This window comes from Radiobacillus sp. PE A8.2 (assembly GCF_045635475.1).
Lineage (GTDB): Bacteria > Bacillota > Bacilli > Bacillales > Amphibacillaceae > JBJGXI01.
On record NZ_JBJGXI010000005.1, the window covers coordinates 1 to 18,749 of the forward strand.

Annotated in this window: 22 protein-coding genes and 1 other RNA gene; 8 read left to right on the forward strand and 15 right to left on the reverse strand. The window is 37.0% G+C overall.

The window, feature by feature from the left end:
• The first annotated feature begins 168 nt into the window (after positions 1–168).
• The 3 genes from ACI6MV_RS03950 (at position 169) to ACI6MV_RS03960 (ending at position 2,275) form a co-directional block, all read left to right on the forward strand.
• Positions 169–369: a cold-shock protein gene (locus ACI6MV_RS03950; protein ID WP_407268644.1), complete on the forward strand. Its 201-nt coding sequence runs from the start codon at positions 169–171 to the stop codon at positions 367–369.
• Positions 370–601: 232 nt separating this feature from the next.
• Positions 602–1,300 carry a queuosine precursor transporter gene (locus tag ACI6MV_RS03955; RefSeq protein ID WP_407268645.1) on the forward strand — a complete coding sequence of 233 codons (699 nt, stop codon included), beginning with the start codon at positions 602–604 and terminating at the stop codon, positions 1,298–1,300.
• A 585-nt stretch (positions 1,301–1,885) separates the two neighbouring features.
• A complete protein-coding gene (locus ACI6MV_RS03960; protein ID WP_407268646.1) occupies positions 1,886–2,275 on the forward strand; it encodes a ribonuclease HI family protein in 390 nt (129 codons plus the stop codon).
• Here ACI6MV_RS03960 and ACI6MV_RS03965 read toward each other — a convergent pair whose 3' ends face one another.
• The 3 genes from ACI6MV_RS03965 to ACI6MV_RS03975 all read right to left on the reverse strand — a co-directional run bounded on the left by ACI6MV_RS03965 (position 2,276) and on the right by ACI6MV_RS03975 (position 4,276).
• Complete coding sequence (locus ACI6MV_RS03965; protein ID WP_407268647.1) at positions 2,276–2,548, reverse strand: DUF6123 family protein; 273 nt, start codon at positions 2,546–2,548, stop codon at positions 2,276–2,278.
• 123 nt (positions 2,549–2,671) lie between these two features.
• Positions 2,672–3,190: an isoprenylcysteine carboxyl methyltransferase family protein gene (locus ACI6MV_RS03970; RefSeq protein ID WP_407268648.1), complete on the reverse strand. Its 519-nt coding sequence runs from the start codon at positions 3,188–3,190 to the stop codon at positions 2,672–2,674.
• The gene (locus ACI6MV_RS03975) at positions 3,191–4,276 is read right to left on the reverse strand and encodes a type III polyketide synthase (RefSeq protein ID WP_407268649.1); all 1,086 of its coding nucleotides are present in this window, start codon (positions 4,274–4,276) and stop codon (positions 3,191–3,193) included.
• A 158-nt stretch (positions 4,277–4,434) separates the two neighbouring features.
• On the opposite strand from ACI6MV_RS03975, the gene ACI6MV_RS03980 reads away from it, so the two are divergent.
• Positions 4,435–4,578: a hypothetical protein gene (locus tag ACI6MV_RS03980; RefSeq protein WP_407268650.1), complete on the forward strand. Its 144-nt coding sequence runs from the start codon at positions 4,435–4,437 to the stop codon at positions 4,576–4,578.
• Between the two features lie 66 nt (positions 4,579–4,644).
• On the opposite strand, the gene ACI6MV_RS03985 is transcribed toward ACI6MV_RS03980, so the two are convergent.
• Entirely contained in the window at positions 4,645–5,502 is an 858-nt protein-coding gene (locus ACI6MV_RS03985; protein ID WP_407268651.1) for a CvfB family protein, read from the reverse strand.
• Positions 5,503–5,538: 36 nt separating this feature from the next.
• Positions 5,539–6,318, reverse strand: a complete 780-nt coding sequence (locus tag ACI6MV_RS03990) for an SDR family NAD(P)-dependent oxidoreductase (RefSeq protein ID WP_407268854.1) — start codon at positions 6,316–6,318, stop codon at positions 5,539–5,541.
• A gap of 143 nt (positions 6,319–6,461) precedes the next feature.
• Between ACI6MV_RS03990 and ACI6MV_RS03995 the strand changes: the two genes are divergently transcribed.
• Positions 6,462–7,046 (forward strand): hypothetical protein, encoded by a 585-nt coding sequence (locus ACI6MV_RS03995; protein ID WP_407268652.1) that lies wholly within the window; start codon positions 6,462–6,464, stop codon positions 7,044–7,046.
• Positions 7,047–7,196: 150 nt separating this feature from the next.
• Here ACI6MV_RS03995 and ACI6MV_RS04000 read toward each other — a convergent pair whose 3' ends face one another.
• The 10 genes from ACI6MV_RS04000 to ACI6MV_RS04045 form a co-directional block, all read right to left on the reverse strand.
• Positions 7,197–8,693 carry a carboxypeptidase M32 gene (locus ACI6MV_RS04000; protein ID WP_407268653.1) on the reverse strand — a complete coding sequence of 499 codons (1,497 nt, stop codon included), beginning with the start codon at positions 8,691–8,693 and terminating at the stop codon, positions 7,197–7,199.
• A 12-nt stretch (positions 8,694–8,705) separates the two neighbouring features.
• The gene (locus tag ACI6MV_RS04005) at positions 8,706–9,839 is read right to left on the reverse strand and encodes a THUMP domain-containing class I SAM-dependent RNA methyltransferase (RefSeq protein WP_407268654.1); all 1,134 of its coding nucleotides are present in this window, start codon (positions 9,837–9,839) and stop codon (positions 8,706–8,708) included.
• A 112-nt stretch (positions 9,840–9,951) separates the two neighbouring features.
• Positions 9,952–10,334: RNase P RNA component class B (gene rnpB / locus ACI6MV_RS04010), an RNA gene on the reverse strand.
• A 94-nt stretch (positions 10,335–10,428) separates the two neighbouring features.
• Entirely contained in the window at positions 10,429–10,728 is a 300-nt protein-coding gene (gene gpsB / locus ACI6MV_RS04015) for a cell division regulator GpsB (protein ID WP_407268655.1), read from the reverse strand.
• Positions 10,729–10,789: 61 nt separating this feature from the next.
• Positions 10,790–11,356 carry an SLOG family protein gene (locus tag ACI6MV_RS04020; protein WP_407268656.1) on the reverse strand — a complete coding sequence of 189 codons (567 nt, stop codon included), beginning with the start codon at positions 11,354–11,356 and terminating at the stop codon, positions 10,790–10,792.
• A gap of 167 nt (positions 11,357–11,523) precedes the next feature.
• Positions 11,524–11,895, reverse strand: a complete 372-nt coding sequence (locus ACI6MV_RS04025) for a CotD family spore coat protein (RefSeq protein ID WP_407268657.1) — start codon at positions 11,893–11,895, stop codon at positions 11,524–11,526.
• A 102-nt stretch (positions 11,896–11,997) separates the two neighbouring features.
• A complete protein-coding gene (locus ACI6MV_RS04030) occupies positions 11,998–12,396 on the reverse strand; it encodes a cytidine deaminase (RefSeq protein ID WP_407268658.1) in 399 nt (132 codons plus the stop codon).
• A 165-nt stretch (positions 12,397–12,561) separates the two neighbouring features.
• Positions 12,562–12,918 carry a DUF1798 family protein gene (locus tag ACI6MV_RS04035; RefSeq protein ID WP_407268659.1) on the reverse strand — a complete coding sequence of 119 codons (357 nt, stop codon included), beginning with the start codon at positions 12,916–12,918 and terminating at the stop codon, positions 12,562–12,564.
• Positions 12,919–13,033: 115 nt separating this feature from the next.
• The gene (locus ACI6MV_RS04040) at positions 13,034–13,255 is read right to left on the reverse strand and encodes a hypothetical protein (protein ID WP_407268660.1); all 222 of its coding nucleotides are present in this window, start codon (positions 13,253–13,255) and stop codon (positions 13,034–13,036) included.
• Between the two features lie 333 nt (positions 13,256–13,588).
• On the reverse strand, positions 13,589–14,551 hold the full coding sequence (locus ACI6MV_RS04045) for a DUF2515 family protein (protein WP_407268661.1): 963 nt from the start codon (positions 14,549–14,551) through the stop codon (positions 13,589–13,591).
• Positions 14,552–14,818: 267 nt separating this feature from the next.
• On the opposite strand from ACI6MV_RS04045, the gene recU reads away from it, so the two are divergent.
• The 3 genes from recU (at position 14,819) to ACI6MV_RS04060 (ending at position 18,703) form a co-directional block, all read left to right on the forward strand.
• Positions 14,819–15,412 (forward strand): Holliday junction resolvase RecU, encoded by a 594-nt coding sequence (recU, locus tag ACI6MV_RS04050; protein WP_407268662.1) that lies wholly within the window; start codon positions 14,819–14,821, stop codon positions 15,410–15,412.
• 18 nt (positions 15,413–15,430) lie between these two features.
• Positions 15,431–18,010 (forward strand): transglycosylase domain-containing protein, encoded by a 2,580-nt coding sequence (locus ACI6MV_RS04055; RefSeq protein ID WP_407268663.1) that lies wholly within the window; start codon positions 15,431–15,433, stop codon positions 18,008–18,010.
• Positions 18,011–18,520: 510 nt separating this feature from the next.
• Positions 18,521–18,703: a hypothetical protein gene (locus tag ACI6MV_RS04060; protein WP_407268664.1), complete on the forward strand. Its 183-nt coding sequence runs from the start codon at positions 18,521–18,523 to the stop codon at positions 18,701–18,703.
• Positions 18,704–18,749: the final 46 nt, after the last annotated feature.

The window sequence follows — 18,749 nt, forward strand, 5'->3', positions numbered from 1 at the left end:
ATATAATATTTTATATTTAATTCTAGCAAAAAGATGTGTGGAATCATCAGAGACAGGTAGCTTCTACAGTGGTGGATTATCATTATGATCCCATACTTCTAGAGGATATCTGTCTCTTTGTTGTCATCATCTTAATTGTATTACTACGTTTTAGGAGGCTCATGTCATATGCAAAACGGTGTAGTAAAATGGTTTAACGCAGAAAAAGGGTATGGATTCATCCAAATGGAAGACGGTAAAGACGTATTTGTCCATTACTCTGCTATTAATGAAGAAGGCTTCAAAAATTTAGAAGAAGGTCAACAAGTGTCTTTTGAAGTCATTGACGGCGATCGTGGTCCCCAAGCAGCTAATGTTACAAAACTATAAACAACACGTATAATGTTGCGGTGGTCAAATTAGATCACCGCTTTTTTTGTTTCATGAAAAATCTTACTTTTACGTAACGGTTGAACACGCTATCTCAGGAGTCTTGCTTTTATTTATAAGTTATTTTCAGGATATACTATCATAAATCGACGAGATTATGTATAATATCGAATGTTATGTTTTATTCGCGGTTCGCAAACTCCCGCGTCACCAAAACTAAGGAGGAAGTAAAATGGTAAATGAAGTTTTATGGTTTGGTTTTGCAATTGTTAATTTTGTTCTCATGTTAATCGTCTATCGTATCTTCGGTAAGTCTGGTTTGTTTGTATGGATTGGTATGTCGACCGTTGTAGCGAATATTCAAGTAGTTAAAACAGTTGAACTATTCGGGTTAACAGCTACATTGGGAAATATTATTTACGGGACAGCTTTCCTGGCAACAGATATTTTAAACGAAAAATACGGTAAAAAGGATGCCAAAAGAGCCGTATGGATGGGATTTGCTTCCCTTATTGTGATGACAATTGTCATGCAAATGGCGCTGCAATTCCAACCAGGTGAAGACGACATCGCTCAAGGAGCATTGGCAACATTATTTGGACTTGTCCCACGGATTGCGCTAGGTAGTTTAATTGCATATATTATTAGTCAATACTTTGATGTGTGGATATATGCAAAGATCAAGAAATTATTTCCAAAACAGCTTTGGTTAAGAAATAATGTTAGTACAATGATCAGTCAGCTCTTAGACACTGCAATCTTTTGTTCTATTGCTTTTTTGGGAGAATATCCAATGGATGTTTGGTTGGAAATTTTCATAACGACTTATGTAATTAAGTTTGTTGTTGCAGCAATTGACACACCATTTTTATATATTGCTAAAAGATTCCCTACGAATGACAACATATCACAACATGAAGTTGCAAAATAATATTAAAATGGAGAGACAGAAGGTTCTACACTTTCGTCTCTTCTTTTTAAACTTCAAAGTTGAAGTAAAATCCGTCGTAAACTGTTGGATGGTGCCTTCACCCGCTTCAGAAATACACTTTGCTTTCCGCGGGGGGCTAGTGAGCCTCCTCGCGCATTCGCGCTGCGGGGTCTCACTTACGCCACTAGTCCCGCAGGACAAGGAAAGCTACGACAGCGATACATCGCACGAAGAAAATTGGGTTTTATTTTCGAGGAGTCAAAGTGTATTTCTTTCGCTAATATAGGTTTTAAACAACTGACAAGCAATTTCATGTTGGGTGATTGGAGCTCCAGGCAGTCGACTCCAGCGGGAAAAGCGCGAGCAGAAGATCCACTAAAGAAGCGCTCTTTGCTTCTGAGTTAGCTGAAGCCGTGCCTGTTTAAAGAAAAACGCTTTAAACTAGCGGAAAGCGATTGCCTGGAGCGGAAATCACGAGCACTACGTTACGCCGGATATTAGTTATTTTACGCAATGACAACAATCTTTTAGAAAACAGTCTTAAAAAAATACATGTGGAATATCTTTATCAAAAGGAGGATTAACATGTTAGAGATTTATACAGATGGTGCAGCAAGCGGAGATCCAGGTCCAAGCGGAGCCGGTATATATATCAAAAAAGGAAACCAACAATATGAGTACATGTTTCCCCTTGGCAACCTCTCTAATCATGAGGCGGAGTTTTGGGCAGTTATAAAAGCTTTAGAAATATGTAAAAGTGAATTTCCTGGTGAAATACTGTCTTTACGCTCGGATTCAAAACTTGTCGTTGACACGATTGAAAAAGCACATACAAAAAACAACAAATTTGCTCCTTTACTAGAGCAAATAAAAACGCTCAGTGAGCAATTCCCCTATTTTTTTGTGAAATGGATCCCTGAGAAACAAAATAAACAGGCGGACAAATTATCGCGAAGCGCAATACAAAAAACGTAATTACGCAAACCCTTTTCGTTTAAGGACAGAATCAGCTTGTCTTCTGTTTTTAACGAAATCTTTTTCCAATAATTCAAGTACACTTAAAAAGAAGCTGCCATCAAACGCACGCTGATACCGAAGTGTCACTTGTAAGGAAAGGATAATTTTCCATTCAGGCGCTCGAGTTGAATTTTTACCAAAGTAAATAAAATGGACATCTTCATCCGATAATTTAAAACCCCTTGACCACAAATCTTCAATATAATAAGCTAATTGATTCGAATTATCCATAGTTGGCCACCTCTATACATTGGCTTCATAAACTAGAAATTTCAAACGGAATGTCTGATTTAGCACACATATAAATTAGTATAATAATCAGCACAGCTATTGTCTATACATATACAGGAAAAGTTACTTTTCCGTTAATAGAGTAACCAGTCCATTCTCTTCCGCTGGGATCCTTATTTTTAGCAACACAATGTGAATCAAGGGAAAGATTATGGCAGTTACATAGGAATGGAATAGTAACGGAATAAAAAATAGTTCTAGTCCGACAATAACATAATTGGGGTGCTTTATCCATCGGTATGGCCCTCTATTCCTTAACGTTGCACCAGGTAAGATTAGTATTTTGGTGTTCCAAAACCTTCCTAATGAACCTATACACCATACTCTCATCACTTGTAGAAAAACGAAAACTAAAAACAATATTGGCTGAAACACAAGCGCTGCTTCGTGCTTGAATATAATTTCTAACCACAATGAAACAAAAAACAAGCTATGCGCTAAAATAAACCATTTATAATGATCTTTTCCTAGCTCTACAGCTCCTCTATCTCTCATCCATTGCTCGTTTTTTCTTGCAATTACTAATTCAATAATCCGCTGAAAAATTAAGAAACTGAAGAGTATTTGTATCCAAATGGGCATTTATATCCACTCCAAGCTAACTAATTCTGAACTAAACCCTGGACCAAGGGAAGCAAGCATACTCTTATCTCCCTGTTTTCTTTGTTCTGACATCCACGCTTTTAATACGTAAAGTACTGTAGGGGAAGACATATTGCCATGATTTTTTAATGTTTCATATGAATGGTAAAATACATTGCTAGTCACATTAAGTACGCGTTCAAATGCTTCAAGTACCTTTTTTCCTCCCGGATGTGCCACAATAAAAGGCAAATCATCTACAGTAAGCTGTTGCTCTTTCAGGAAATCAAATACATGTTGCTTCCAAAATGTTTCGACTAGATGAGGAATGCTCTTCGCAAATACAACTTCAAAACCATCATTCGTAATGTCCCATCCCATTACATCTAAGGTTTGTTTTTTAATACGTGAGCTCGTTCGCTGGACCATAGGTGACATATGATTACAAAGTTTCAAAAGACTCGACTCATTTCCAACCATTAAAGCTGCTGCAATACCGTCTCCAAACAAAGCTGTACCAATAAAATTACTTTTTTTATGATCATCCTTTTGAAACGTTAAACTACACAATTCAACACAGACAACTAACGCAGTTTTATCTGGGTTACTCGTTAACCAGTCATGTGCTCTAGCTATGCCACTAGCACCACCCGCGCATCCAAGTCCCCATAAAGGAATACGAACAACGTCCTCACGAAAATTAAGCATATTAATGATATGTGCATCGATTGAAGGTGTTGAGATCCCTGTACTTGAAACGAAAATAATGCAATCAATCTTATTATAATCGATTGGTTCAGATAAAAACGATTTATCTGTTAAACAAGCATCGATCGCTTGGATACTATGTTCGATTGCTTCTTGTTGATAAAATGCATTTCGCTTTTGAAAGCTATGATTTACTGTGAACCAATCCTTAGGAACAACAAACTGCCGATTTTCTATTGCAGCATTTTCAAATACTGGTAACAGGCGTGATATCTCTCGTTCAGACCGTGGAAAGATATTTCTAACAAACTCTTTTATTTCAGACTGAGCTAACTCAAATTGTGGGATACTAGTCGCCACCGAACAAATATAGGACATATGCAATACACCTTTTTTAAGCTAGTATGTGCCAAACACTCATATTTATTACGTTCTTCGGTAACTTACGGGATATGAATCATCCAAAACTGGATTATTTTTTATAGAAATATATCGCTATTTTAGTGAATAATACAGTGTACGAGGAGGGGTTTCCAATGAATACCCAGTGCTTTTATTGTGACGACGCAATTACCGGCAAAGCTATTCGCCACATTAGTTTTTTTCATAACGAAAATGATCGCGAAGAAACCTTATGCCCTGACTGTTATAAGGAATGGCTAGAAGGAAATAAAGACTGATTGAAAAGAACAAAAAAGATACCACAATGAACTATTACGTGTATTGTGGTATCGCTTATAAAAGTGTTAATGTTTCAAATATGTCTTCCCATCTTTTTGTTCAATCTTGCCTTCTTTCATTAATTTTCCTAGCGCCCGTTTAAATGCCGCTTTGCTAATCTTAAACGTAGCATCAATATCTGCTGGAGAGCTTTTATCGGTAAATGGAATAACACCATCATGATCTTCTAAGTACGTAAGGATTTCATCTGCATCCTCCACCATACCAACTTGCTTCAATGGTCTTAATGATACATTAATCGTACCATCTTCTTTGATATCAATTACTCTACCTTTGACCCATTCACCAAGTCTAGGTTCCTCTTTGCGTTCTGAGTTGTGAATAAAACCACGATACCCCTCTTCTGTTAATATAACAGAGCCTTCTCTGTCTGTTCGATAAATACGTCCGCTAATTGGCTTATGATTAATATCCTGTGGAGCCGTTTCCCACTCTCCTTCAAAAACACCTTCCGTAATCGGTTTTGCAATCATTTTATCTTGCTTGTCTTTGTCCAACGTAACGTATAGCATGTCTCCTACTTGGGGCCAAACACGTTCAATTTTGGGTAAATCGTCAATTGAAACAAGAAAATCTCTGGCCAAACCAATTTTTACAAATACACCTAAATCTTTAACAACCTCAACGACCTCTGCCCAATCATACGTGTCAGCACGCACAGTTGGAATCGTCATTGATGCAACAACCTGCCCCTTTTTGTCTTGATAAAGAAACACTTTAACTTGTTGTCCCTCTTCTAGGTCAGCAGTTATTTCATTTTTATGAAGCAATACATCACTCGCTTCTTTTTGTAATACATACCCTGTATCTATTTTTCTTAATACTGTTAACGTATGTACAAAACCTACATCTAATTTTTCCATTAATATCCTTCTTTCTAGTTCAAAACTCTAGTTTGATTAGAACCCATAAATTGTCATGCCACCATCTACAAACAATGTTTGTCCAGTTATGTAGTTACTAGCATCTGACGCTAAGAAAACAGCCGTACCTGCCAATTCTTCTAATTTTCCAATCCGCTTTAAAGATGTGCGGTACAAAATTTCTTGAACATATTGGTCGTCTTTTAGCAATTCTTCTGTAAGCGCAGTTGGAAAATACCAAGGGCCAATCGCATTTACATTTATACCATACTTTCCCCACTCAAGCGCTAAATTTTTCGTCATTTGAATGATCGCACTCTTAGTCATAGCATAAACAACACCCGTTCTTAATGCAACATGACCACCTACAGATGATACATTTATTATTTTTCCAGTTCCACTTTCTTTCATTCGTTTTGCGGCGGCTTGTGCTAAGAAAAAGGAGCATTTCATGTTAACATCGATAATTTCACTCCATTCCGCTTCTGTAACATTCAGTGCTTCACTTCTAATATTAATTCCCGCATTGTTCACCCATATATGAATTGGACGAGCACCTATTAACCGATCCAATTCATTAATTATATAAGCATAATCTTTTATATCACTGCAAATTGTATAAGCTTTGCTGCCAAATGATTCCACTTCTGATTTCACTTTTGATAAGTCAGATTCGGTCCTTGAAATAAGCACAACATCAGCACCGGCTACTGCAAATGCTAGTGCAATTGCTCGTCCAATTGCTCGTCCAATCCCTTTTGTTGCCCCTGTAATAACCGCTAATTTTTCGTCTAGTGTAAAGCTTGGTAGATACAATCTTAAACTTCCCTTCTTCATATAAAATTTTCGCAATTATTTCACTATTATAACATTTTTAAAACCTATTTACTTTTTTCTCAAACAGGAATAGAATTCATGGGTGAAACTATTATACAAAAGTACAAGGGGGAAACAAACCAATGAAACAATTTCTATTAGCATTTGGGTTAATTTTCGTTCTAGTCGTAGCAGGTTGCTCCCAAGAGGATGAAACACCTGATACAAACACAAACGACAACCAAGAAACAGAAGGTCAAGAAAATGCAGGACAAGAAGAAAATGCAGAAGAAAATGCAGAAGATCAAGAAGCAAGTGAGCAAGAAGTAAAAACTGCTTTACTTGACACGCAGCTTGAACTTGCTGAATTAGTTTCACCTTACCAACAAGCAGTAAATACATACCAAGGTCTACTTGGTGATGAAGAAGCTGCAGCTGAAGACGTTGAAGCAGCTAAAGAAGCAGCTCTAACTGCTGCGACTGATGCACAAACTGCACTTGAAGGCTTTGAAGTTAATGCTGATCTTCCAACCGAAAAAAGTGAACAACTTAATGGAGCGCTAGATTCTCTAGTAGCATACTACGGTGAAGTTCAAACTACGATCGAAGCAGGAGAAACTGATTTTGCAACTGCACAAACAAAGTGGGATGAATTCCAAGCTTCAATTGCAACTATTTATGAAGAAGTTGGTCTAATCGTACCAGATATGGCAGCTGTATTAGGTTAATATTTGAAAGAAGGCTCTAGGAATCCCCTAGAGCCTTCTTTTTAATATCTGAGTTACTTTGATCATACCTGGCACATCAGTTACCAACTGCTTACTTTGGAAAGATTCATCCAACTATATGCGGACAGTAATGATCAAATTGGCTACTGCTTACAAATCATAGATTTTTGCATATTTCTCCGTTAAATAATCAACGATGTATTTTGGGTTTAAGGACTCACCTGTAATATCGTTCAACAACTGAAGCGGCTTTTTCATTTTACCGTGTTGATGAATATTTTTGCTAAGCCATTCTTTAATTTCTACAAAGTTACCTTCTCTTATTATAGTGTCAACATCAAGTTCCTGCTTCATCACATGATAAAACTGTGCAGCATACATATAGCCGAGTGCATAAGAAGGAAAATATCCAAAATCGCCTGCTGACCAGTGGATGTCTTGTAATACACCTTCAGAATCTGATTGTGGTGTGATACCTAAGTACTCTTGCATCTTATCATTCCACAGTGATGGTAAGTCCTTCACTTCAATCTCTCCATTAATCAATGCTTTTTCTAATTCATAACGAATCATAATGTGTAAGGAATACGTTAATTCATCCGCTTCTACACGAATAAACGATGGCTTTACTTCATTGATGGTACGATAAAAGTCTTCCAACAAAATCGTCTTAAATCCACTAGGGGCATAAGACTGAAACAACTCATAGTGATTTTCCCAAAATGGCTGACTTCTCGAAACAAAGTTTTCCCAAAATAAAGACTGTGATTCATGAATACCCATTGATGTTCCGCCAGCAAGCGGTGTTTGGCTCAATGTTGGATCAATATTTTGTTCATAAAGTGCATGGCCACCTTCGTGAATTGTACCGAAGATTGCCATCCGGAAGTCACGCTCATCATATCTAGTCGTTACACGTACATCACGCGAATTAATCGCAATCGCAAAAGGATGTACTGTTTCATCCAAACGACCAGCATCAAAATCATAACCCATACGCTGCAATATTTCTAAGCTAAATTGTTCCTGTTCTTGCTTCGGGAAAAAGTGCTGCAAAATAGATGCATCTGGTTTGTTCGGAGATTGATTAATTTTTAATACCAATCCTGTTAGTGATGCTCGCAGTTCAGCAAACACTTTATCCAGTACATCTGTTGTCATGCCAGGCTCATATGTATGTAATAGTGCATCATAGATGTTTTTTTCGTAGCCCCAATAATTAGCAAACTGCTTATTAAACTCGACCAGTTTTTCTAGATAAGGCTGAAGTAATGAAAAATCATTCTTTTCCCTTGCTTCTGTCCATACAGACTCTGATTGTGATCGTACCATAATAAATTCACGATACACATCGGTAGGAATTTTTCGGTTTCTATCGTATTCTTCTTCACATTCCTCAACAGAACGCTGAATGATCGGATCGGATGATTTTCCTTTTAATTGATCAATGTATGCTTTCATCGTATCAGATGTTGTTAACTCATGTACCTTCTGGGACATATACCCAATCACTTCAGACCGCTGTTCTATACCCTGTTTTGGTGATTTAGTACGTAAATCCCATTGCATAAGCGCGAGTGCTTCTTCGTAATATTTAATTTCTTTAATGTAATTAAGAAATGCTTGTTCTGTTTCTGCAATTGCCATTTGGCTTCCCCCTTATATGTGCCTACCAAAGTATTGATAATAATCTGTTTTAATAAATCCATTAAATAGCTTACGCTTCTTCGTTGCTTTTCTGCCATAAAGCACTTCAAAATCCTCATTTGAAGTTAAAATGTAAACACTCCAAGATGGATAGTCGTTCATAATATTTCCTAAATCTTTATACATTTGCTCGACCTCAGGTTTATCGCCGATCCGTTCACCATAAGGTGGATTTGCGATAACATAGCCATTTTGAATTCTTGGATACAAATCACTTACTTGCATCTGTTTCCAATTTATCAAATCTCCAAGACCAGCTTCTATTGCATTTGCTTTCGCGACCTCAATCATGCGGTGGTCAATATCTGATCCGGTAATGTTTAAAACTTGATCATAATTTGCCAGGTCCTCCGCTTCATTAAATGCATTTTCCCATAAATTTGAATCGATCCAGTGCCATTTTTCACTTACAAAATTACGATTAAAGCCTGGAGCAATATTTTGACCAATTAAAGCCGCTTCAATCGCAATCGTACCAGATCCGCAAAATGGATCTACGAATGGAAAATCTGCTTTCCAATTTGTCAGTTGAACGAGCGCTGCTGCCAGTGTTTCTTTAATTGGCGCATCACCTTGGCCAACCCGGTAACCTCTTTTATGTAATCCGCTTCCTGATGTATCCAGAGTTAATGTTACGACATCTTTAAGAATAGCTACTTCTATCCGGTGAAATGCGCCTGACTCCTGTAACCAAGATGCGACACCATATTTGAGCTTTAAACGTTCTGCAACTGATTTTTTTACAATCGCTTGGCAATCCGGGACACTATATAACTTTGATTTAACAGATTTGCCGATGACCGGAAATTCACCGTCCTCTGCAATATATTGTTCCCATGGTAATGCTTTTGTTTGTTCAAATAAATCATCAAAGGTTGTCGCCGTAAATTCACCGACTAATAACTTTACACGGTCAGCCGTGCGTAGCCAAAGATTACATCTCGGAATTGCAGATACGTCTGCTTTAAATACAACACGTCCGTTGGCAACCTCGACATCGGTATATCCTAAGTTCTTTACTTCTTGTGCAACGACCGACTCTAATCCCATTGCAGCCGTGGCAATCAGTGTGACATTCGTGTTCATTACTTCGTTCCTTTCTATGTATGCAAGAATATTATGTAGTAAAAAACCCTCTCTAAAGCATCGTTGCACTTAGAGAGGGTAGGTTTAATAAACTAAAATGACCGAATGAATGTTTTGTAAGCCATGTTCTGTACTGTTGTACTGCAGACGGTGGTCAGCCTCGTACTCGAGCAGTAATCATCTATCTACAAGCAAAAGCTTGTCCCTTGTTCGGTTTTGTTCCCTACTAAAGGATGCCCCTACCATAATTTGGGTTGCTCACTCGTGGGGTTTACCTCGTTCCATTCAAGCAGTTTCCTACTTGACTCCGTCACTGTGGCACTTTCAAGGTCGTAATACCATATCTAAGAAAGACTTAGGTATTTTCCCTGCCGTTAACCAATTAAGGTTACCTTGACTTATGAATTCGTCAAGCACGAACACTACAAGCATCACAGCCTGTGCGAGCATGGACTTTCCTCTACACGTATAGACGTGCAGCGATTACTCAAACATTCATTCATATGTTCACTTATTTAAAAATAGCGTCAACGAGTAGTATAACAGATAACTGTCTCCTATGCACTGGTAAATAATTGAAATCAACTATTTATGAATCTGCATATTTCTTACCGAAAACGGCTTTTTCTAAATTCGATACCCGCTTTAAAATATCATAATTCACTTGATGATTTGATGCTGTCGGACGAGTTCTAGACTGATCAGTCTGTTTTTTCAATCGCTCGTTCTCTTGCTTCAACCGCTCTATCTCTTGTTGGAATACTTCATAATCCTGGATGACAACATCCAAGAATTCATCTACTTCTTCTTGATTATATCCTCGCATACCTGTTTTGAAATTCTTCTCTAGTATATCCTTACCAGACAATTTAAGTCGATCTACATACATATATTTTCACCTCATCATTTCAAACAGCTTTTCTTTATTTTTTCATTATATAGAAAAATTGTCAATCCTGATTCCAATCCGAAATTTCATCTTGCATTTGCATAACGACTTCTTCCAAGTCAAACGGTGTAATTGTATAAATCGGATAAGCGTTGTTATTATACGCTTTTTGCGCTTCATCTAAAAAAAATCGTGTACTACTTGGATGTTCCTCATCTAGTAAAATTAAACATGCATCACTTTTCTCGATTAACCACTTATCTCTAGCTTTAAACTGATACGGCCCTTTATACGTGTCGTCATAGATGGTCTGATGGAAATCAGCCAGCATAACGATTTCTTGGTAGTCATTTTGGTATTGCTCAGGCCAACGTCCCTCCTGTTCTTGAAATGGAGGGATAACTCCGAGATTGATCTCGTACGATTCTTTTAGATCGAGGACAACTTGGCTTGTCCATAATTCAACCCCCATTTGACCTGATAAGATAACCCACTCTAACCCCTCCTCTTCAATATAACTGATCAGCCTTTTTTTTATTGCTTCCTTTATAAATACTATTCTATGATCATTAGGTTTGAAAATATTCAATTCAATTGGTTTATATCCTGTTACAGTTAAAACTTTCATCTAAAAATCTCCTATTAAGAAAAGCTCAGGGCGCACGTTTAGCAACGTACGAAGGTGAAGGAAGTCTCGTTTGTGCTGGCGCTAAAGCTAGACACTTGTGCAAATTTATATGCTCTTATTCATTAAATAAGGGCTGGTAGTCAGCCAGCCCGATTATTCGATCGAAATTATCTTCTACCACGCATTTGTCCAGGAAGCATATAACCAGGTCCTGGTGGTGTTTGTGGTGCTGTTGGACCACCTGCCATTGGTCCCATTTGTCCCATAGGTGGAACGTTCGGTGTTGGTGGTGTAGGAACGTTAAAAGAACCTCCATATACGTTTACGCTATCCCACGTATTATTAACAGAAGTTGAGTGTGGAAAAACATGCGTATTTTTCACCAAATGATGATTTACTACGTTTGTGTGAGAAGGATGAACGTGTTCTACATCATACTCAAAACATTTGTCAACTTGATTAAATTTGGTTGGATAAACCACTTTCTCTACAGGTTTTGGACAACCACAATTCATTCCAAAGGGTTTATGATGTCTCATAATAATCTCCTTTCTTAATTTAGGTTCACTTCTAACCTATGTAAGAATAAGGAGACCTGTCTAAGACAGAAACCTATTTTTGTTATAATTGTATGATAAAAATTACAAAAGTAGATCACTTTGCGAAAATGAAAATGGAAGTAATTCTTCCATCGTGATCGTCTTCTGATCATTGCTAAGATTACTTGTATGTATTTTGGTGTCTTTTTCGAAAAATTCACTCATCACTTGTCTACAAGAACCACATGGTGGAACCGGTCGTTTTGTATCGGCTACAACTGCAATTTCTTGAAAATCTGTTTCTCCGTCTGAGATTGCCTTAAAAATAGCAACTCTCTCCGCGCAACAACTAACAGGATAGGCTGCATTTTCAATATTACACCCTAGATATAACTTTCCAGATTTCGTCAATAACGCCGCACCGACCTGGAATTTGGAGTAAGGAACGTATGCTTTTGACCTTATTTCTTTCGCTTTTTCAATTAATTGTTTTGTATCCAATTGTATGCAACCCTTTCCGTTTATGTGGGAATATTATAATTCAAATATAGTGTAAAGTAAAGCTAATCCCAGGCGGGTCATGTGTTGGCGTTACTTATTTAGTTCATTTCATAATTCTAATTTTAAGCAATTCACACATCTAAGCTATTTAGGAAATTGCTCTCTTTAATTATCATTTATATCATTAATTAGCATGTCCAAAACATAATGAACCGATTGATGTAATTCCATATAACGATGATATCTCGTATCTATATAATAACTATGCATTAACAATAACTTTAAGTTATCTGTCGTTGATTGGACTTGTTGTGGGTGAACACGAACCTTGCGTTGTTTAACAAATTCAGTCGCTTGTTGTTCCCACAATTCAATTTGTTCATAAATTGGCGTTGTTTCGCGTTTCACATATGCAAAAAAATCTTTATCACGTTTATCTTCAGGTTGTTCACTTGTATCATACTTATGTTTTAGTTCATTTAATTTCTCTTGTAATTGTGTTGTTAACTCTAATAAATTCATTCACACCATCCTCCCTCTCTTCCTACTCACTTTACCACGAATAAAGTAAGAATTGAATTTATTAGAGTGATTAGTTTGGCTAGTGATTGCTTTTTACTCTTCGCACAGTGAGTACTCACTGTGCGCGTTGTATTTTTAATTGGTCAAAACTAAGCTGTAACGCTTGAAGGCGTTTCTGTTGCTTTGATGCGAGTGCTCCTGCTGCTTCATCCGCCTTACGAGACACTTTTTGATCAATGATTCTTGTACATTCCATTAGTTTTAAAAATGCTTCCTCGAATTCTTGTCTAGAAACTGACTTATTATCTACCTGTATAGTTTTTGCCGCAACACCCATCATATTCCTCCTTTTAAAGCTGTTTGTTTACCAATTCGATGCTAGTTTTGTATTCCCTTTACGAATGACAAAACTAGAAGAAAACATACAAAATTAGTGAAAATCTGTCGTATTTTTTGATTCAAATGCGCCAAACTACAAGTAAAGGAGGGATTTTTCATGGCTAAAAAAGAAAAAGGTTATAAAAAGCAGAACAAAGTCAATGCCACGAAAGAAGAAAAGCGTGCTGGCTATGGTGATAAAAAATTAGAAGGACCAGATCGTCCATCTACTTAATAAGTATTACGATTTGTAGAAGCTCGTATAACTAGACCATTCACAAGGGTGGATGGTCTAGTTTTTTTTACTGCTTTTAATTTGTTTCCAGTTAACAACTTTACGAATTATCTTTTGTTTACGACTGTACTTATCCCACTGATTTTCATCTAAAGAAACGTGCTCTTCTTCCCACCAACCTTCTTTCACTTCCCGCTGCTGATGCCAGTCCTTTCTTATTTTGTCTTGGTGATCAATCACCGGATATACGTCGCGAAGCTTTGGTGATTCAGATTTTTGATTACTGGACATATACTGTTGATAATCATATCTTGATCCAGTGTGGTCCGTTGAAATAGTAAAATTATAAAACTGATTGTACAATGAAGGATGGAACAATATGCTTGCTAATCTTTTTCCTAAAGTAATTCGTTTGGTTATGTTCGTAAAATCATGAACGGGTGTAGCGAAAGCCTCGTCTGTACAGGTTGGAAACACAACTGCATTTAGTAGGAAGAAGTCTTGCACCAGATATGGCCAAGCTAAAAATACATTTTTTTTATAAAAAGGGTGTTTTGTTACTGGATTGTTAATCACGTTTTGTTCATTAATAATCAATGACGTAACTAACCTATTCTCATCTTTAAATTTCCAAAATAAAAACCACTCTTTTTGCATGAATGGCGATACAGCAAATTTTGATAATAAATGAAATAATGGCTCGTTTCTTTCCTTAGAAAACTGATACAACAATAATTGCGGATAAGCATCAGAGAAAATTAACCAGTTTGCTCGTTCATATGTGGAAAATAATTGTTTGCGAATTCTTGCTGTTAATAAATGTTTGAATGTTGATGTTTCAAGGTCTGTCATATTCCAACCAGCATTACGGGACACCATACTAGCTAAGTACGCCCACTTAATATTTTGATGTTCAAGGTAAAATTGTTGATAAGCAAGGGTCCTGGAAATGTTATCTATATTGTTATTTCTAGTCTGCTCGTCGATATATTCACAAAGCTTTTTCTCAGTATTGTTCATTCGATCACTCTCCTTAGCTTTATCATATACATTCAAGGGAAAACTATGAATATGTGAGTTGGGTATGGTTTATGTATAAAAGTGATAGAATGATAATATGTAGAATAATCTCTTTCCTATGCGAGTCCATGCATCAACCGAATATAGGTGTATGTGAAAGGCTAAAATAAGAATTTTGTGTACAAGTATCCGTGAATTTTTATCTTTTTTGTTCTCACGTGCTAATAATTTTGATATGATACTGTCATGCATAGGGAGGGATGCTAGATGAACTATCCAAATGGTCAAAGGAAATTTGTTCCTAGCAATCAACAGACAAATACAATTAACCAAAAAAACTTCAGTAATCGCGGCATGACACTTGAAGAAGACATTAATGAAACGAATGCTTTTTACCTTGATACTAACAAAGCAGTAATACACAAAAAGCCTACTCCGGTTCAGATTGTAAAGGTAGATTATCCAAAGCGGAGTGCAGCAGTCATCAAAGAAGGCTATTTTAAACAAGCTTCTACGACTGATTACAACGGCATTTACAGAGGGAAATATATAGATTTTGAAGCAAAGGAGACGAGAAATAAGACAAGTTTTCCACTTGCAAATTTTCATGATCACCAAATCGAGCATATGAAGTCGGTATGTCAGCATGGTGGGATTTGTTTTATCATTCTCCGATTTACGAGCATGCAGGAAACTTTTTTTTACCCTGCTGTGAAACTTTTTCCCTTCTGGGATAGTCAATTTAATGGAGGAAGAAAGTCAATTCCTTATCAAGAGGTGAAAGCGGCCAGTTGGGAAGTCCCTCTTCAGTACCAAGCAAGAGTAGATTATTTACAAGTAATTGATCAGCTCTATTTTTAGAACGGAGGAAGATGAGTTATGGCTAATGAACGCCAATCTCGGATAGCACGAAGAAACCAACAAAAAACAGAAAAGAAAATGAAAAAACCGATATGGAAAAAGATTTTACTTATTACCGGAATTGTATGTTTAGCAATTGCAGTAGGTGTCGGTGGATTGTTCACGTACTATATTGCTACTGCACCTGATATTCAAACGGAGTTATTATCAGATCCAAGCTCTACAAAAATTCGTGACATGAATGGTGAGGTATTTGCTGACTTAGGAGGTGCTGAAAAACGCACCAAAATAAGCTATAACGAGATACCACAACTATTAGAAGATGCTGTATTAGCTACAGAGGATGTACGTTTTAGAGAGCACATCGGCATCGATTTCCGAAGAATCGGCGGTGCTGTGATAGCCAACTTCCGCGACGGATATGGTGCACAAGGGGCAAGTACAATTACTCAGCAGGTTGTCAAGCTCTCATTTTTAACTAAAGATAAAAAATTAAAACGTAAGGTACAAGAACAATGGATGGCAATCAGATTAGATAGTCAATATTCTAAAGATGAAATCCTTGAAATGTACTTAAACAAAATATTTTATGGGAGCAACGCATATGGTGTGGCAAAGGCAGCCGAAGTTTATTTCGGTAAAACCAATTTAGATGAATTAACATTACCTGAAGCGGCATTGTTAGCAGGCTTGCCACAATTACCTAGTGCCTATAATCCATTTATTAACCCAGAACGTGCCCAAGAAAGAATGAATACTGTTCTTAATTTAATGGTTTTACACGAAAAAATTAGTGAAGAAGAAGCTGCTGCTGCTAGAGAAGTTTCAGTCGAATCAATGCTTGTAGCAAAAAGACCTGATTCCGATCCATACGAAGCGTTTATTCAACAAGTCGCTGCGGAAGTGGAAGAAAAAACAGGTATGGATATTTATAAAGATGGTTTAGACATTTATACGACACTAGATACAAGTGCACAAGAGCATGTCGAGTTTTTATTAAGTAATAGTGAAGATAATCCGATTCAATACCCCGATGAAGAATTTCAAGCGGGATTAACGGTACTAGATACGAATACAGGTGCCATTCGCGCAATTGGTGGTGGTCGAAATCGAGAAAATGGTGGATGGAACTACGCGATTCAAGGTGATGGTAGACAACCTGGCTCCACCTTTAAACCGATTGTTGACTATGGGCCTGCGATTGAATATTTAAATTGGTCGACGTATCAGCAATTAAATGACGATGGCCCTTATCCTATTGGTGGAACAAATAGCGTGATTGAAAACTATAATGATCGTTTCCAAGGATGGATGACGATGCGATATGCTTTAAAGGAATCAATAAACGTACCTGCAGTAAAAACATTTGAAGAAGTTGGTCGTCAAAATGCGCAAGAATTTGCAGAGAATCTTGGAATAGATTTTTATGAAGATTCAATTGCTTTAACAGATGCAATCGGTGGCTCATCTACTGGTGTCACACCTTTAGAGATGGCTGGTGCATATCGAGCATTTGGAAATGAAGGTATTTACAACGAGCCTTATGCAGTTACGAAGATCGTATTTAATGATAATCGTTCTGAAGAATTTCAAAATAATCCGAAAGCTGTCATGTCTGATTTTACCGCTTATATGGTAACTGATATGCTTAAATCGGTTGTTACTAATGGATCTGGTACAGTTGCTAATGTGTCTGGACTTCCAATCGCGGGTAAAACCGGTACAACCGATGATCGTAAAGACATTTGGTTCAGTGGCTACACGACGAACTATACGATTGCGATATGGACAGGATATGGTGAACCGGCTCCAATCTCTAATGAAGGTACAAATATTGCAAGAACGCTCTTTAAAGAAACGATATCCCAACTGTCAGAAGAAATAGACACACCTGATTTCGAGCGGCCAAATTCGGTTGTTGAAGTAACGGTTGAAAAAGGGTCAGATCCAGCAAAATTACCGAGCGAGTATACACCAGATTCAGAGAAAATTACTGAACTATTTGTCCGTGGAACAGAACCCACAGGGACATCAGAAAAATATGATCAACTAGATCCTGTTCAGCAATTGGCTGCAGCTTATGATTTAGAAACAAATACAATCACAGTCGATTGGCAATATGAGGACACAGACAAACCAATATCATTTGACATTAGTGCAGGAACAGATCCTAATGCACTAACAAAATTACAAACAATTAAAGAAAAAACGATAGAAATTAGTAATGTCGATATGGGTACAACATATACGATTGAGGTTGTTGTCATTAGTGATGAAAACCCAGCAACTGTTAGTGAGCCTGTAAGAGTACAAATTCAAATCCCAGAAGAACAACCTGAGGAAGAAGAAGAACCGGTAGAAGATCCAAATGATGGTGAAGGTGACGACGATAATGGGAATGATGATGGTAACCCTGGGCAGGGTGATGGTGGTAATAATCCTGGTCAAAACCCTGGTAATGATAACGGTGGTAATAACGACGAACCTGAGAATCCAGATGACGAAGAAGGAAGTGGAGATGACTCTGGTGAATCGGGAACAGTACCGCCACCTACAGGCGAAGGACCATCTGAAAATGCCGAGCCTCCAGCTGCTTGATCAATTTAACCTAAATAGTTACGCCTTGAGATTTTACAGTTGAAAACGATCTGTTTTCGTAAAATTACTAATAAAAAATAATAACAAACCATAAGCAGTCCAATTAACACTTTAATTGGACTGCTTATTTTAGTTTATTTAACAAAGTTGCATCTTAGAGAAAAAACATCCAAGGTGAAGCATTTAATTTAGCAGGAACGGACATACTCTTTTCACTCGAATAATTTAGATGGTAACTGAGTCAATTTCAAAATTATCTTATACAGATGGCCAAAGTATTATGAAATTGACTAAACCATCATTTTAATTACTATTTAGCTTAATTATTATAATAAAACATAACCTTATTGGATATATATGTTAAAATAGAAGAAAGAATTAAATATGCCTGTAACAAATGCTTCTAGTACTTTTTAATATTAATGCCCACCTCCATCTGAGATTCACTATCCAATTTTCATTACCTAAATTTATTTTTACCGAAAAATGTTTTTGAAGGGAGGAACAGAAATGAACAAGTCCATACTATTATTAAAATTAACTATTACTGCTTTCGGGTTGATACTTATTTTTGGTATTGTAGACTACAACAGTGTTTGGCATTACACATTTACTGCTCTAGTTATTTTTTACATTATGTCCGATCTTATTATCAGTTTTCTGAAAAGGGATAAAAATCAACAAACAAGATGACCATCAAAAAATGTCTTCTAAAATAATCGTACCCAGGCAGCATTGC

Coding starts and splice junctions, on each gene's coding strand:
- ACI6MV_RS03950 (WP_407268644.1), top strand. CDS start 169: ATGCAAAACGGTGTAGTAAAATGGTTTAACGCAGAAAAAGGGTATGGA.
- ACI6MV_RS03955 (WP_407268645.1), top strand. CDS start 602: ATGGTAAATGAAGTTTTATGGTTTGGTTTTGCAATTGTTAATTTTGTT.
- ACI6MV_RS03960 (WP_407268646.1), top strand. CDS start 1,886: ATGTTAGAGATTTATACAGATGGTGCAGCAAGCGGAGATCCAGGTCCA.
- ACI6MV_RS03965 (WP_407268647.1), bottom strand. CDS start 2,548: ATGGATAATTCGAATCAATTAGCTTATTATATTGAAGATTTGTGGTCA.
- ACI6MV_RS03970 (WP_407268648.1), bottom strand. CDS start 3,190: ATGCCCATTTGGATACAAATACTCTTCAGTTTCTTAATTTTTCAGCGG.
- ACI6MV_RS03975 (WP_407268649.1), bottom strand. CDS start 4,276: ATGTCCTATATTTGTTCGGTGGCGACTAGTATCCCACAATTTGAGTTA.
- ACI6MV_RS03980 (WP_407268650.1), top strand. CDS start 4,435: ATGAATACCCAGTGCTTTTATTGTGACGACGCAATTACCGGCAAAGCT.
- ACI6MV_RS03985 (WP_407268651.1), bottom strand. CDS start 5,502: ATGGAAAAATTAGATGTAGGTTTTGTACATACGTTAACAGTATTAAGA.
- ACI6MV_RS03995 (WP_407268652.1), top strand. CDS start 6,462: ATGAAACAATTTCTATTAGCATTTGGGTTAATTTTCGTTCTAGTCGTA.
- ACI6MV_RS04000 (WP_407268653.1), bottom strand. CDS start 8,693: ATGGCAATTGCAGAAACAGAACAAGCATTTCTTAATTACATTAAAGAA.
- ACI6MV_RS04005 (WP_407268654.1), bottom strand. CDS start 9,839: ATGAACACGAATGTCACACTGATTGCCACGGCTGCAATGGGATTAGAG.
- gpsB (WP_407268655.1), bottom strand. CDS start 10,728: ATGTATGTAGATCGACTTAAATTGTCTGGTAAGGATATACTAGAGAAG.
- ACI6MV_RS04020 (WP_407268656.1), bottom strand. CDS start 11,356: ATGAAAGTTTTAACTGTAACAGGATATAAACCAATTGAATTGAATATT.
- ACI6MV_RS04025 (WP_407268657.1), bottom strand. CDS start 11,895: ATGAGACATCATAAACCCTTTGGAATGAATTGTGGTTGTCCAAAACCT.
- ACI6MV_RS04035 (WP_407268659.1), bottom strand. CDS start 12,918: ATGAATTTATTAGAGTTAACAACACAATTACAAGAGAAATTAAATGAA.
- ACI6MV_RS04040 (WP_407268660.1), bottom strand. CDS start 13,255: ATGGGTGTTGCGGCAAAAACTATACAGGTAGATAATAAGTCAGTTTCT.
- ACI6MV_RS04045 (WP_407268661.1), bottom strand. CDS start 14,551: ATGAACAATACTGAGAAAAAGCTTTGTGAATATATCGACGAGCAGACT.
- recU (WP_407268662.1), top strand. CDS start 14,819: ATGAACTATCCAAATGGTCAAAGGAAATTTGTTCCTAGCAATCAACAG.
- ACI6MV_RS04055 (WP_407268663.1), top strand. CDS start 15,431: ATGGCTAATGAACGCCAATCTCGGATAGCACGAAGAAACCAACAAAAA.
- ACI6MV_RS04060 (WP_407268664.1), top strand. CDS start 18,521: ATGAACAAGTCCATACTATTATTAAAATTAACTATTACTGCTTTCGGG.